This is a genomic window from Bradyrhizobium sp. 141 (genome assembly GCF_023074055.1).
Classification (GTDB): Bacteria; Pseudomonadota; Alphaproteobacteria; order Rhizobiales; family Xanthobacteraceae; genus Bradyrhizobium.
On sequence record NZ_JADPKR010000064.1, the window covers coordinates 177,192 to 191,395 of the forward strand.

Below are 14,204 nucleotides of genomic sequence, written 5' to 3' on the forward strand. Positions count from 1 at the left end.
TCCCCTGAAGGACGGAGATGACCATGGCAGAACGGCTCTCGGCGGAGGCGCGCAAGCAGGCGCTCAGCGGACTACCCGGCTGGAGCGAGGTTCAGGGCCGGGATGCCGCCATCGGGAAGACCTTTATCTTCAAGGATTTCAACGAGGCTTTCGGCTTCATGACCCGCGCCGCGCTGGCCGCCGAGAAGATGGATCACCACCCCGAATGGCGCAACGTCTACAAGACGGTTGAGGTGGTGCTGTCGACCCACGACGCCGGCGGCGTCACGGCGCTCGACATCGCGCTGGCCAAGACGATGAACGCGATCGCAGGCTGAGATCGGCCGACGTCTTGCAGGGGTCGGCTACATCCCCATCTTGTGATCAGCCGGGATGTGGCGATCCGCCCCTCCGGGCTGAACGGGGAGTTTATCGAACATGGCTGCCGAACACAGCGTCGGTTTCGAGCCGGCCGATCGGCTCGCAGAGGATCGCGAGAGCGTGCGCCGCCGCTTCTGGCGCAAGCTGAAGCGTGTCGCCGCGCATCTGCCGTTCGCGGAAGACCTGCTTGCTGCCTATTACTGTGCGTTCGATCGGCAGACGCCGCGTCACGTCCAGGCCTCGCTGCTCGGGGCGATCGCTTACTTCATCCTGCCGTTCGACTTCGTCGCGGACGTGATGCCGATCCTGGGCTTCGCCGATGACGCCGCCGTCCTCGCCACCGCCATCCGCATGGTTGCCGGTCACATCACGACCGAGCATCGCGAGGCCGCCCGTGCGGCACTGAAGCGGGGGGTGGATGAGGCGGAAGCGGCGCAGGAGGCAGTCTAACCGCACACATGGCCTTCATGTCATGTCCGGGCCTTGCCGGACGACAGTCAGTGTGTGGGTGCCGCTCGCCTCAAGCGCGTCATTGCGAGCGAAGCGAAGCAGTCTAGAGTTGTTTCCGCGGTGGCAGTCTGGATTGCTTCGTCGCTTTGCTCCTCGCAATGACGGCCTTCATTTCTTCTCGACCCCCGCCTGTGCCCGCGCCTTCTCGGCGTCCCATGCCTGGAATTGCTTGAACAACGTTTCCTTGTCCGTGTCGGACACCTGCGTCGCCGCCGGGCTCTGCTTCAAAAACGCCTCGAAGCGCTGCCGTGTCACCGGCTCGACGCCGTGTTTGTCGAGCCATTGCTGCGCCACCGGCAATCTGTTCCAGCCTGACAGAGGGGCTGCGAGCGAGACCTCCTTCCACTTGGGATGGAAGGGCGGGTTTTGCAGCGCGGGGAATTTCGTGAAGAACGCGTCCACGAACAGCGCGAGCTTGCGATAGCGCTCGGTGTTGGGCGCCCAATTATAAGCCGCGAGCACCGCAGGCACCGCGATCGTGTCCACATTCTCGCCGTCCTTGATCAGGTTCGGATAGTCCTTGGCGGTCAGTGTCGCCGGCAGGTAGTCGCTCTGAAGCGGCTTCGCATAATCAACCTTCGCAAGATGGAAGCGGCCGTCATTGCCGAAGGTCGAGACCGATTTATACGGCTTGCCGCCGACCACGACAACGGCGTCGATCTCGCCGGCCTTCAGCTTCTCCATCGCGATGCGCTGCTCGACATAGACGAACTTCGCCTTGATCCCGAGCCGTTCGAACACGGTGAGCGCGGTGACGAAGGTGCCGCCATTGGGCAGGTCCACGCTTACAGTCTTGCCTTCGAGATCCTTCAGGGTCGCGACCGATTTCGGCGCGATCACCTGCATCTCTTCGTTGTAGAGCTTGGTCACATAGGTGAACTGCTTCTTGATGTCCTTGGCAAAACCCTTGCGTTCGAGATAGTCGAGCGTGTCGGCGCGCACGATTCCGAAATCGACGCCTTGCAGGAACAGGATATCGGCGACGCTCTGCACCGAACCGCGACCGACGATCGGCAGCACGCGGATCTTGTTGCCGTCGTCGAGCACCGAGGCGAGGTCGGCGCCGAATTGCACATAAGTGCCGCCGATCGTGCCGGTGATCAGCGTGACGGTGTTGGCGTTCAGCGCCTGCTTGGTCGAGGTCGAGCCGAACTGGAAGATGGCCTTCAGGCCGTCAGAGACCTTGGCCGGATCGTATTCGGTCTGTTCGGCGCGTGCCGCGAAGGCACAGATGGTCATGATGGCGGCAAGCGCCATTCCCAAAACGTGACGCATGATGTCTCCTGAAGCGTACTAGTTCTGAAGCTGGGCGAGGCGTTGCCGCGCCTCCGCCGATCCGAGTGTCGCGGCTTTCCCGTACCAATCGCGCGCGGCGGTCGCGTCGGCGGCGATGCGCCGCGCGTCGCTGGTGCCCAGCACGGCCGGGTCATAGGTCTGCGCCAGCAGGAACGCCGCCGTCGCATCCTGTGCATTCGCCGCGCGCTCGAGCAGCAGGCGTGCCGCAACGATATCGCCGACCGTCAACAGGCTCTTCGCCCGCGCCATCAGCCCGGCCAGCGTGTCGGCGTCGAGCGTCCTGGCAGGTGGAGGGGGCGCCGGCGGTGTCGGCGCTGGCAGCGGTGCAGGCGTCTGGGCTTGCATCGCGGTCTGATAAGCGGTCGCAATCGCTTCGCGGCTCGGCGTTGACAGTGCAGGGAGATCCTGCGCGTCAGCGCTCGCCAGCCTTGCGTCGGTCACGCGCGCCGGATCCTTGCGCGCGGTCTGCGGTACGGCCGGCGCGTTGGCCGACGCCATCGCCTGGTCCAGCGCGATGCCCACCCAGCTACCGGCATTGGCGGTGAAGAAGCCGCGAAAGTCGGACTGAAACAGCACGGCCAGAATTGCCAGGGTGGATGCCGCCAGGACGGCCGCGAGAACGCGCGGCACAATTCTGGAACGCAACTCCACTGGCGTATATTCGCTTGGGTCCGGCGCACCGAGCGGATCGGACAGGAAGAGCGGAATCGGATCGTCTTGCGAAAGATCGGCCCGTGCGGCGCGCGCACGGATAAATGACGCGGTCGGCGGATGTGATGCGGCTCGATTGGAGTCGAGCGCCCTCGACTCCCTGGACGGACGGAATGCCGTCGTCTCCATGGTGATGCTCCCCCTGGACTGAACAACGCGGGGCATACCGGTTTCAGTGTTTTTGTTATTGTCCAGGAGCGCCCTGCAAACTGGAGCCAGTAAATCGCAATTTGAATCAGTCCAAAAAGCGACGACGATTGGAGCGAATCAGGAAATTTTTGGGTTTGATTCGGGCGAGGTTGTGGAATGCACCGCGTTCTTGCCCGTGGTGGTTGAGGAGATCTTACCAAGCGGCGGCGTGCGGAACCAGGTGCGATGAACTCAGCTGTCATGCCCAGGCTTGACCGCGGCATCCAGTACGCCGCGGCGTCTTGGTCCAAACACGATGGTCTCTGAAATACTGGATCGCCCGATCGAGCGGGCGATGACAGTTGGGTATGGCGGCATCGTCGCGCCGCTGACGCCTTAGATCACGGATGCAAAATCACCTTGCCCATGGCCTGGCGTCCCGCGAGCACCTTCAGCGCGTCCGCGGTCTGTGCCAGCGGGAAGGTGCGATCGACATGCGATGAAATCTTTCCTTCCGCCGTCCACTTCACGAGCTTCTCGAGATTGGCGCGATTCTTCTCCGGATTCTGCCGCGTCCATGCGCCCCAGAACACGCCGCGGATGTCGCAGCCCTTCAGCAGCGCGAGATTCAGCGGCATCTTCGGAATGTCGCCCGCGGCAAAGCCGATGACGAGGAAGCGGCCTTCCCACGCGATCGAGCGCAGTGCCTGCTCGGCATAGGCACCACCCACCGGATCGAAGATGATGTCGACGCCCTTGCCGCCCGTGAGCTTGCGCAGGCCTTCCTTCAGATCCTCCTTGGCGTAGTTCAACGTCAGCTCGGCACCATGCGCTTTCGCGAATTCGAGCTTCTCATCCGACGAGGCGCAGGCGATCACCTTCAACCCCATCAGCTTGCCGAGCTCGCAGGCGGCAAGGCCGGTGCCGCCGGCTGCGCCGAGCACCGCGAGCGTCTCGCCCGGCTTCGGGCTGGCGCGATCTTCCAGCGCGTGCAGCGCCGTGCCGTAGATGATGATGATGCCGGCGGCGCGGTCGTAGTCGAGATTGTCGGGAATCTTCACGATCGAAGCCGCCGGCAGCGCGATCTTCTCGCGCGCGCCGTTGTGGCCGCAGGACGCGACGACGCGATCGCCGACTTTCAGATCGCTCACGCCAGGGCCGATGCTCTCGATCACGCCCGCGACTTCCGCGGCCGGCGAGAACGGGAACGGCGGCTTGATCTGGTACTTGCCCTGAATCATCAGGAGGTCGAAGAAGTTCAGCGCCGCCGCCTTGATCGCGATCACCGCTTCGCCGGGACCGGCCACCGGATCCGGCACATCAGTCAGCACGAGATCGTCGGGCTGGCAATATTGCGAGCAGAGGATGGCTTTCATGGCGGCACCTTGGGGCGTTTCGAGTGGAATTATAGTTGGCCCGGTTTTGCCGGATTTAGGGACGGGCGACAATCCGGATTCTTTGTCCGAAGCCATGCACTGGCCTATCCTCGTCATTGCGAGCGAAGCGAAGCAATCCAGTCTATTTCCGCAGGACGAACTCTGGATTGCTTCGCTGCGCTCGCAATGACGAAATCCGCGGAGAAAAGGATTCAAACGATGTTTGAAACAAGCCTGCTTAGGAACAAGCGCATTCTCGTCACCGGCGGCGGTTCGGGACTTGGCGCGGCGATGGGGCATCGCTTCCTCACGCTCGGCGCCGAGCTCGTCATCTGCGGCCGCAAGCGCGATCGGCTCGAAGCGACCGCGGGCGAGATGCGCGAGGAGACCGGCGGCAAGGTCATGACCATCGCCTGCGATCTTCGCGACGGCGCGGCCGTCGAGGCGATGATGGACGCGATCTGGCGTGAGGCACCGATCGATATCCTCGTCAACAACGCCGCCGCGACCTTCATCGCACAGAGCGAGCAGCTGTCGTTCCGAGCGGCCGATGCGATCCTGGCGCCGACGCTGCATGGCGCGATGTATTGCACGCTCGCTGCCGGCAGGCGCTGGATCGAGGACAAGCATGGCGGCGTCGTGCTCTCGATCCTCTCGACCTCGACCATCACCGGCCGAGCCTTCACCGTGCCGTCGGCGATGGCGAAATCGGCGCTGCTGGCGATGACCAAAAGTCTTGCGGTGGAATGGGGGCCGAAAGGCATCCGCACCGTCGCCATCGCGCCGGGTCCGTTCCCGACCGCGGGCGCGTCGGGGCAGCTCCGCCCCGAAGGCCGTGACGAAGCCTGGACCGCGCGCAATCCGCTTGGACGTACGGGCGAGCACAGCGAGCTTGCCGATCTCGCCAGCTTCCTGGTCTCGGATCGCGCCGGTTACGTCAATGGCGAGATGGTCGTCATCGACGGTGGCGCCCATTTGCGCAGTTCCGGCGCCGAGGATTTGTTGCGTTGGACCGATGCGCAATGGGCCGAGCAGCGTGCGGCGCGATCCAAAGGCTGATACTGCTAACTGCCTTCCCAAATTGGACTTTCCCGGCTATCCCTGCCCGGGGACAAAGCGCGGCCGGGCCATCTTCCAGTCACAATATTGAGGGAACCACTCCAGCATGTGGCGGGTGCTGATTTTAGCTTTGATGACTGGCGTGGCGGCCGGGGGGTTCGCCGATTCCGCGCGGGCGCAGACGGCGCAACCGGCGCCCAAAGCTGCTCCAAAAGAGGCTGCACCGAAATCGGCTGCGCCGGCGGCCCATACGACTGCGAAGTCGGCTGCAAAGCCCGAGAGCAAGCCGGCAGCCCCGCCCGCAGCGGTTGCGGGCGGTGCGGAGCCGACCCTGATCGGTCAGTTCGGCACCTGGGGCGCGTATTCGGCGATGCCCAATGGCAAGAAGGTCTGCTTCGCCTTGGCAAAACCCTCGTCGTCGAAGACCAACCCGCCGAATCGGCCGCGCGATCCCGCCTATGCCTTCGTCTCGACCCGTCCGGCCGAAAAGGTGAACAACGAAGTTTCGGTCATGATCGGCTATGCGCTGAAGCCGGGTTCGGAATCCTCGGTCGAGGTCGGCGGCGGCGCCTTCGCCATGTACTCGCAGGGCGACGGCCTCTGGATCAAGAACGCGGCCGAGGAGGAGCGGATGGTCGAGGCCATGCGCAAATCCGCCGAGCTCGTGGTCAAGGGCGTCTCGGCCAAGGGCACCGAGACGACCGATACGTTCTCGCTGAAGGGCCTCGCCCAGGCGCTGGACAAGATCGCCCAGGATTGCCGGCGTTAAGGCTGCAAGCGGTATCACGGTCGCAATCGGCGGTTCCGGTTGCTATATAGGGCGTGTTCCATAATTTCGGTCGTCATGGCCGGGCTTGACCCGGCCATCCACGCGTAGCCGCGATGCACGAAAGACGTGGATGCCCGGGACAAGCCCGGGCATGACGAATTGAGACAGCACTGATCCTAGGTCCATTCAATGCAAACCTCGACCGAGCCGCACAACGCAACATTGGTGGAGAAGACTCCACTCGAAATCTATGTGCCGCCGGCGAAGCCGTCGCTGATCGGCCTGTCGCGCACCGAGCTTGCTGATCGCCTCGGCGAGATCGGGGTCGCGCCGGCGCAGCGCAAGATGCGGGTGCAGCAGCTGTGGCACTGGCTGTATTTCCGCGGCGCCCAGAGTTTTGACGACATGACCTCGATCTCGAAGGGCATTCGCGCCGAGCTCGCGCAGCACTTCACGGTCGACCGGCCCGAGGTCGTCGCCGAGCAGATCTCCAACGACGGCACCCGCAAATGGCTGCTGCGGCTGCCGAGCGGCGACAATGTCGAGCGCGCCCATGAGGTCGAGTGCGTCTACATTCCCGAGACCGATCGCGGCACGCTCTGCGTCTCCTCGCAGGTCGGCTGCACGCTGAATTGTTCGTTCTGCCACACCGGCACGCAGCGCCTCGTGCGCAATCTCACCGCCGGCGAGATCGTGGGACAGGTGATGGTCGCGCGCGATCGCCTGAACGACTGGGCCGATCGCGAGGACGGCACCCGCCGCGTCACCAACATCGTGATGATGGGCATGGGCGAGCCGCTCTACAATTTCGACGCGGTGCGCGATGCGCTGCTGATCGTCGGCGACAATGAAGGGATCGGCATCTCCCGTCGCCGCATCACGCTGTCGACCTCGGGCGTGGTGCCGAACATCGTGCGCGCCGGCGAGGAGATCGGCGTCATGCTCGCGATCTCGCTGCATGCCGTGCGCGACGAATTGCGCAACGAGCTGGTGCCGCTCAACCGCAAATATCCGATCAAGGAGCTGCTGCAGGCCTGCCGCGACTATCCCGGCGCCTCCAATGCACGCCGCATCACCTTCGAATATGTGATGCTGAAGGGCGTCAACGATTCGCTCGACGATGCAAAACTGCTGGTGAAGCTGCTCAAGGGCGTTCACGCCAAGATCAATCTGATCCCGTTCAATCCCTGGCCCGGCACGGCCTATGAATGCTCGGACTGGGACCAGATCGAAAAGTTCTCCGAATACATCTTCAACGCCGGCTATTCCTCGCCCGTCCGTACCCCGCGCGGCCGCGACATCCTCGCCGCCTGCGGCCAGCTCAAGTCGGAAACCGAAAAGCTCTCGGCCAGGGAACGCCAGGCGCTCCGCGCCATGGCGATGACGGATTGAGGATGGCGACGGTCTCCACGCGCGTCATGGCCGGGCTTGACCCGGCCATCCACGTCGAGCCGCAAGAGAGAATGTCGTGGATGCCCGGGTCAAGCCCGGGCATGACGACTGGGGGCGGGGTGACACTGCTGGCCATCAATCCTTTTGCGCCATGTCCCTGATCGGCCGCCTCGTCGTCATCTTTATCGGCTTTCTCGCCGCCTGCTTCGTTGGCGGCCTGATCGTCGTCATGGCGCTGCTGTTCCCGGAATTCGCCGATCTCGGCGCAGGTCCCGTCGATCAAGGCACGATCGATATCCTGCTCGGTTTCGGCTTCATCTTCGTCTCGGGCTTCGCCCTGGTTCCGGCGGCGGTGATCGTTGCGGTCACCGAAGCGCTCTACATCCGCAGCGCGCTCGCTTATGCCGTCGGCGGCGGCCTCGTCGGGCTCGCCTGCTATCTCGGCCTCGTCCCGTTTCACTCCGACACGTTCCAGTTCGAGGGCATCGTGCGGCGCCATCTGGAGATCATGACGGGCGCAGGCATCGCCGCCGGCGTGGTCTACTGGCTGATCGCCGGCCGCAACGCCGGCGCCTGGCGCGAGCCGCTACCTCCGCGCAAGCCGCCCCCGCCACTGCCGTCGAATTCCAGGCCGGATGCGCGGTGACATTGTTGCCTGCGCCTGGGGTTTCCATCCCCGTTCCACTCCGCTAAACCGCGCGCCATGAACCGTACCGGACTCCTCATCGCCCTGGCGCTGTGGCTCGTGATCGGCGTCGTTTTCGGCCTCTATCCCGAGCTCGATCTCAAGCTCGCGTCGCTGTTCTTCGATCCCCAGACGAAAACCTTCCCGCTCAAGCTGAACGACTGGGCCGGCTTCGCGCGTGATGCTGCGATGTGGGTCGCCTGGGCCTTCGTGCTGCCGTCGCTTGTGGCGCTCGTGGTCAAGATGATCCGGCCCGACCGGCCGCTGATGGTGTCGGGACGCGCGATCGTGTTCCTGCTGGTCACGATCATCCTGTCGGCCGGCATTCTCACCAACCTCACCTTCAAGACCTATTGGGGCCGGCCACGGCCGGTGGTGGTCACCGAGTTCGCCGGCGACCAGCAATTCGTGCCGTGGTGGGATCCGCGCGGCGGCTGCGCGCGCAACTGCTCGTTCTTCTCGGGCGAGGGCGCGACCGCGTTCTGGACGCTGGCGCCGGCCGCGCTCGCCCCGCCGCCGTGGCAGCCGCTCGCCTATGCCGGAGCAGTCATCTTTGGCGCGGTCACCAGCGGGCTGCGCATGGCCTTCGGCGGGCACTTTTTCACCGATGTCTCGATTGCCGGCCTCGTCACCTTCGTCGTGATCTGGTTCGCCTACGCGCTGATTTACCGCTGGCCGCGGACGCGGTTTTCGGACGAGGCGGTCGATGCCGCCCTGACCCGGCTGAACATGCCCGCCTACCGGCTCCGCCAGCGCCTCTTCGGCCGCAAGACCGGTCCTGAGCCGTCGGTTTGAGCCATTAAATGCGTGCCGATCCCTGCGAAATTTGATATTCGCGCGGTCAAGTTCGCCCCGACACCAGCCCCTTGAGACCCGATTGGAAGCGCCATGACCACGATCCTGAAAAGCCTGCCCAAGGGTGAGAAAGTCGGCATCGCTTTTTCGGGCGGCCTCGACACCAGCGCGGCGCTGCTCTGGATGAAGCAGAAGGGCGCGCGCTGCTACGCCTACACAGCCAATCTCGGCCAGCCCGATGAGGCCGACTACAACGAGATCCCGCGCAAGGCGATGGAGTTCGGCGCCGAGAAGGCTCGGCTGGTCGATTGCCGCACGCAGCTGGTCCATGAGGGCATCGCCGCGATCCAATCGGGCGCCTTCCACATCTCGACCGGCGGCATCACCTATTTCAACACCACCCCGCTCGGCCGCGCCGTCACCGGCACGATGCTGGTCGCGGCGATGAAGGAAGACGGCGTCAACATCTGGGGCGACGGCTCGACCTTCAAGGGCAACGACATCGAGCGCTTCTACCGCTACGGCCTGCTCACCAATCCGGGTCTGAAGATCTACAAGCCCTGGCTCGACCAGCAGTTCATCGACGAGCTCGGCGGCCGCGCCGAGATGTCGGCGTTCATGACCGCGCAGGGCTTCGCCTACAAGATGAGCGCCGAGAAGGCGTACTCGACCGACAGCAATCTGCTCGGCGCCACGCACGAGGCCAAGGATCTCGAGAGCCTCGACAGCGGCATCAAGATCGTCAACCCGATCATGGGCGTGCCGTTCTGGCGCGACGACTGCGCCGTCAAGGCCGAGAAGGTTGTGGTGCGGTTCGAGGAAGGCCAGCCGGTTGCGCTCAACGGCCAGACCTTCTCTGATCCTGTCGCGCTGTTCCTCGAAGCCAACGTGATCGGCGGTCGCCACGGCCTCGGCATGAGCGACCAGATCGAGAACCGCATCATCGAGGCCAAGAGCCGCGGCATCTACGAGGCCCCCGGCATGGCGCTGCTGCACATCGCCTATGAACGGCTCGTCACCGGCATCCACAACGAGGACACCATCGAGCAGTACCGCATCAGCGGCATGCGCCTCGGCCGCCTGCTCTATCAGGGCCGCTGGTTCGACTCGCAGGCGTTGATGCTGCGCGAGACCGCGCAGCGCTGGGTCGCGCGCGCCGTCACCGGCGAAGTCACGCTCGAGCTGCGCCGCGGCAACGATTATTCGATCCTCAACACCGAGAGCCCGAACCTCACCTATGCGCCTGAAAGGCTCAGCATGGAGAAGGTCGAGGACGCCGCGTTCTCGCCGGCCGACCGCATCGGCCAACTCACCATGCGCAACCTCGACATCGCCGACACCCGCACCAAGCTGAAGCTCTACAGCGACACCGGCCTTCTGTCGGGCAGCGAGGGCTCGCAGATTTTCCGGCTCGAGAGCGACAAGGGTTGAGGCCTTTTGTCGCCCGATCGGGCGATGCACGACATAATGACGCTGTCATCCTCGACCGTTAGGCTCCTCGCTTCCCGGAATGGGCAGCGCGGAGCATCGAATATGATCAAGGAATCGGCCGTCGCCTCTCTCATCGTCCTGCTTTGGGCGACGTCACTGTCGGCACAGACGATCTATCCGATCGATCGTGCCGAGCTCCTGGCCGGAGCCCGATTCGACTTCAAGGTCGAACTCCCCGAACTGGTTGATCCGGCCAAGTTGAAGATCACGGTGAACGGCGCGGATTATACGACCGCGTTCGGCCGTTCGGGGACCTTCACCGACCGCGAGGACGGCAAGGATCAGTCGGCCCTGATCCTGCGCGACGTCACGCTGACCAAGCCGGGCAGCGTTGCCGTGGACGTGAGCGACGGCACGCGCCAGCGCAGCGTCACATGGACGGTCTACGACACGGGTCCGCGCAAGGCGAAGAACGTCATCCTGTTCATCGGTGATGGCATGTCGCCGGCGCATCGGGTCGCAGCCCGCATCCTGTCCAAGGGCATTTCGGAGGGCAAGAGCCGCGGCAAGCTCGCCATCGACGTCATGCCTCATATGGCGCTGGTGGCGACCGCAGGCTCGGACTCCATCATCACCGACTCCGCGAACTCGGCCAGCGCCTATGCGACCGGGCACAAGGGCGCCGTCAACGCCTTGGGCGTTTATGCGGATCGCACCGCAAGCCCGTTCGACGATCCCCGGGTCGAAACCATCACGAGCCTCGCAAGGAGGCGACTCGGCATGGCGATCGGTGTCGTCACCAACACCGAGATCGAAGACGCGACGCCGGCGGCAATGGTCGCGCACACGCGCCGGCGCGCGGCTTATGACGAGATCGTCGAGCAGTTCTTCGCGGCGAAGCCGGATGTGCTGATGGGCGGCGGCAGCGCGAACTTCATGCCGAAGTCCAGGGCCGGCTCGAAACGCAAGGACGAGACCGATTACATCGCCAAGTTTCGCGATGCAGGCTATCAGGTGGCGACCACTGCGGGTGAGCTCGGTGCTCTCTCGGCAAAGCCGGAGACGGGCAAGCTGCTCGGCCTGTTCGCCACGGGAAACATGGACGGCGCGCTGGACCGCAAATTCCTGAAGGGTGGCGGCGTCAAGAAATTCCCCGAGCAGCCCGACCTGACGGAACAGGTGCAGGCAGCGCTCAACCTGTTGTCGCGGAATGAGGCCGGTTTCTTCCTGATGGTCGAGTCCGGCATGATCGACAAATACGCGCATCTGCTCGACATGGAGCGGGCCGTCTTCGACACGATCATGCTCGACAACGCGGTGCGCCAAACGCGTGAATGGGCGCAGGCGCGCGGCGACGACACGCTCATCCTGGTCTTGGCGGACCACAATCATCCCAACAGCCTCGTCGGCACGGTGAACGACGACATGGCCACGACGCCCAACGTGGCGCTGCGCGAGCGCGTCGGCGTCTACGAGCAAGCCGGATTTCCCAACTATCCGGCACCGGATGCGGAAGGTTATCCGGCGCGCGTCGACGTGAGCCGGCGGCTCGCCATCTTCTCGGCCAGTTTGCCGGACCATTACGAGACCTTCCGCCCGAAGCTCGACAATCCCAATGAGCCGACCGTCAAGGCCGGCGACGACGGGACCTTCAAGGCCAACGACAAATACAAGGACGTCCCGGGCGCGGTGCTCCGTCCCGGCAATCTGTCGGCGCTGATCGGCGCCAGTGTGCATTCGGGCGAGGACGTTATCCTGACCGCGACCGGTCCAGGCAGCGAGCGCGTGCACGGGTCGATGGACAACACCGAGGTCTTTCGCGTCATGGTCGACGCGCTTGGACTGGCCGCTCCGCAATAGTGGCGATGCGCTCCAAATAAAAATGGCCGGGATCGCTCCCGGCCATTTGCGTTTGTGCGTGCCGTTACCGCGGCGGCGCGGTGCCGGGCGGGGGCGGCGGCAGCGAGGCCTGGCCGCCGTTGAGCAGCGGCGTGATGTTGCGGACGGTGACGCGCCGATTGATCAGGCTCGGCCCTGGCGACTGCTCCTTCAGATACTGCTCGCCATACCCTTGCGACGTCAGGTTCTCCGCCGGCACGCCAAACTGCTGTGTCAGCAATTCGGCCGCGGACTGCGCACGCCGGTCCGACAATGACAGATTGTCGACCTCGTTGCCGACCGCGTCGGTGTGGCCCTCGATCAGGAACACCGCGCGCGGATTGGCCTGGATCGCACGGTTGAGACCGTCGGCGATCGCCTGCAGCCGGGCCGCCTGATCCGGCGGGATGGTCCACGATCCCGTCTCGAAGTTGATCGTGTTGACGTCGATGCTCGGCATCTGCATGCGAACATTGGGGCTGTAGCGGATTTCGTCGAGCGAGTAGCGCCGATCGATCCGCTGCACGGGCGGTGCCACCATGGTCTGGTAGATGACGTCCGGCGACGCTTCCTGGGCATCGACGATGTAGCGATCGTAGGGGATGTTCACGACCGGCGGCGGCACGTCGACATAGAAGCCGCCGACCGCGCGCGGATCGCGGTAGGTGTTGTCGATGATGATGATCTCCCGCCCGCCGGGGTCCCTGCGGATTCGCCGCCGCAGCGAACCGTCCGCGCCGACCAGGGTGATCACCTCGCTGCCGTCGGGACGCACCACGACGGTGCGGGTTTCGCCTCCGACCGTGTCGGTGCGGATGTCGCGGGCGCCATAGCGGAAGCGATAGAGATCGTTGCCGCGAACGTATGCCTGCCCACCCGGATCGCGGACGATGATGCGGTCCGGCTCGGTGTAGACGGTGCGGCCGCCTTCGACGGCCTCGCGTCGCTGGTTGTGGAGGTCGGCGATGGTCGCGCCGACCACGACGCCGGCGACCACGCCTGCACCGATCGCGAGCGGCGTCAGGTCACGCTGATGCGGACGCGGCGGTGGCGGCAAGGGCGCCGCGACCGTCGGCGCGGCCCGGAAGGCCGGAGCAACCGTCGGCGGCCGGTATTGGGCCCTGTCGGGCGGCGGCGCTGCGGCCGCCGAGCCGGGGACGACGGTCGGTGCGGCGGCGCCGGCGGGCGGTGCCGGCGGCCGGGGCGGGGCACCAGCCTGCGGTGACGCAGGCGGAGCTCCGGCAGCAGGAGCGCCCGCAGGCGGTGTACCACCCTGAGGACCAGGGGTCGGCGCAACGGCGCCGGGAGCTGGCGTCGGTGCAGGGCCCGGGCCTGCGCCGGGACGTCCGGGCGGCGGAGTCGGGGTGGCCCCACCCGGAGCCGGCGTAGCCGTCGGAGCGGGCGCTGCGCCGGGAGCCGGCGTCGGCGATCCTGCAGCCGGAGGCGTGCCGGGACGTCCGCCGGGCGGAGGCGCGCCCGGACGGCCCGGCGGCGGTGCCGCGGGGGTGCTGCCAGGAGCCGGGGTCGCGGTCGGTGCGGGTGTGGCCGCCGGGGCAGGCGCGCCCGGACGAGCCAGGGGCGCTGCGGTCGGAGCCGGGGGCGTCGCCGTGGGCGCAGGCGCGGGCCGTCCCGAAGGACCCGCTGGCGGCGGCGGAGGTGGTGGAGGCGTCGGAGTCGGGCGCGCCGCAGGCGGCGGGGTGGGCGCGTGCTGCTGCGGAGCAGCGGCCGGCGGTGGCGCTGGCGGCGTGGGGGCCGGGCGTGCCGCTGGCGGCGGTGTCGGGGCATGCTGCTGCGGAGCCGGAGCCGGCGTCTG

Annotated in this window: 14 protein-coding genes; 10 read left to right on the forward strand and 4 right to left on the reverse strand. The window is 65.6% G+C overall.

The annotated features are described in order from the left end of the window. Positions 1 to 23: 23 nt before the first annotated feature. The gene (locus tag IVA81_RS18995; protein ID WP_247320816.1) at positions 24 to 317 is read left to right on the forward strand and encodes a 4a-hydroxytetrahydrobiopterin dehydratase; all 294 of its coding nucleotides are present in this window, start codon (positions 24 to 26) and stop codon (positions 315 to 317) included. Positions 318 to 417: 100 nt separating this feature from the next. Next, positions 418 to 810: a YkvA family protein gene (locus tag IVA81_RS19000; protein WP_247320817.1), complete on the forward strand. Its 393-nt coding sequence runs from the start codon at positions 418 to 420 to the stop codon at positions 808 to 810. 168 nt (positions 811 to 978) lie between these two features. Here IVA81_RS19000 and IVA81_RS19005 read toward each other — a convergent pair whose 3' ends face one another. The 3 genes from IVA81_RS19005 to IVA81_RS19015 all read right to left on the reverse strand — a co-directional run bounded on the left by IVA81_RS19005 (position 979) and on the right by IVA81_RS19015 (position 4,382). Beyond that, complete coding sequence (locus IVA81_RS19005) at positions 979 to 2,145, reverse strand: TAXI family TRAP transporter solute-binding subunit (RefSeq protein ID WP_247320818.1); 1,167 nt, start codon at positions 2,143 to 2,145, stop codon at positions 979 to 981. A gap of 18 nt (positions 2,146 to 2,163) precedes the next feature. Beyond that, complete coding sequence (locus IVA81_RS19010) at positions 2,164 to 3,006, reverse strand: hypothetical protein (protein WP_247320820.1); 843 nt, start codon at positions 3,004 to 3,006, stop codon at positions 2,164 to 2,166. A gap of 401 nt (positions 3,007 to 3,407) precedes the next feature. Continuing rightward, the gene (locus tag IVA81_RS19015; RefSeq protein ID WP_247320822.1) at positions 3,408 to 4,382 is read right to left on the reverse strand and encodes an NADPH:quinone oxidoreductase family protein; all 975 of its coding nucleotides are present in this window, start codon (positions 4,380 to 4,382) and stop codon (positions 3,408 to 3,410) included. Here IVA81_RS19015 and IVA81_RS19020 point away from each other — a divergent pair. From IVA81_RS19020 to IVA81_RS19055, 8 genes are all read left to right on the forward strand, one after another. Beyond that, positions 4,381 to 4,572 carry a hypothetical protein gene (locus IVA81_RS19020; RefSeq protein WP_247320824.1) on the forward strand — a complete coding sequence of 64 codons (192 nt, stop codon included), beginning with the start codon at positions 4,381 to 4,383 and terminating at the stop codon, positions 4,570 to 4,572. The genes IVA81_RS19015 and IVA81_RS19020 overlap by 2 nt on opposite strands. A gap of 29 nt (positions 4,573 to 4,601) precedes the next feature. Next, on the forward strand, positions 4,602 to 5,441 hold the full coding sequence (locus tag IVA81_RS19025) for an SDR family oxidoreductase (RefSeq protein WP_247320826.1): 840 nt from the start codon (positions 4,602 to 4,604) through the stop codon (positions 5,439 to 5,441). Between the two features lie 106 nt (positions 5,442 to 5,547). Further along, positions 5,548 to 6,210 (forward strand): invasion associated locus B family protein, encoded by a 663-nt coding sequence (locus tag IVA81_RS19030; protein WP_247320827.1) that lies wholly within the window; start codon positions 5,548 to 5,550, stop codon positions 6,208 to 6,210. 189 nt (positions 6,211 to 6,399) lie between these two features. Further along, on the forward strand, positions 6,400 to 7,602 hold the full coding sequence (gene rlmN / locus IVA81_RS19035) for a 23S rRNA (adenine(2503)-C(2))-methyltransferase RlmN (protein WP_247320829.1): 1,203 nt from the start codon (positions 6,400 to 6,402) through the stop codon (positions 7,600 to 7,602). Between the two features lie 151 nt (positions 7,603 to 7,753). Next, positions 7,754 to 8,248: a hypothetical protein gene (locus tag IVA81_RS19040; RefSeq protein ID WP_247320850.1), complete on the forward strand. Its 495-nt coding sequence runs from the start codon at positions 7,754 to 7,756 to the stop codon at positions 8,246 to 8,248. 57 nt (positions 8,249 to 8,305) lie between these two features. Beyond that, the gene (locus tag IVA81_RS19045; protein ID WP_247320831.1) at positions 8,306 to 9,082 is read left to right on the forward strand and encodes a phosphatase PAP2 family protein; all 777 of its coding nucleotides are present in this window, start codon (positions 8,306 to 8,308) and stop codon (positions 9,080 to 9,082) included. Positions 9,083 to 9,175: 93 nt separating this feature from the next. After that, the gene (gene argG / locus IVA81_RS19050; protein WP_247320832.1) at positions 9,176 to 10,513 is read left to right on the forward strand and encodes an argininosuccinate synthase; all 1,338 of its coding nucleotides are present in this window, start codon (positions 9,176 to 9,178) and stop codon (positions 10,511 to 10,513) included. 102 nt (positions 10,514 to 10,615) lie between these two features. After that, complete coding sequence (locus IVA81_RS19055) at positions 10,616 to 12,373, forward strand: alkaline phosphatase (protein WP_247320833.1); 1,758 nt, start codon at positions 10,616 to 10,618, stop codon at positions 12,371 to 12,373. A 64-nt stretch (positions 12,374 to 12,437) separates the two neighbouring features. On the opposite strand, the gene IVA81_RS19060 is transcribed toward IVA81_RS19055, so the two are convergent. Then, positions 12,438 to 14,204, reverse strand: a 1,767-nt coding sequence (locus IVA81_RS19060) for an OmpA family protein (protein WP_247320834.1), incomplete at its 5' end; no start/stop codon positions are given.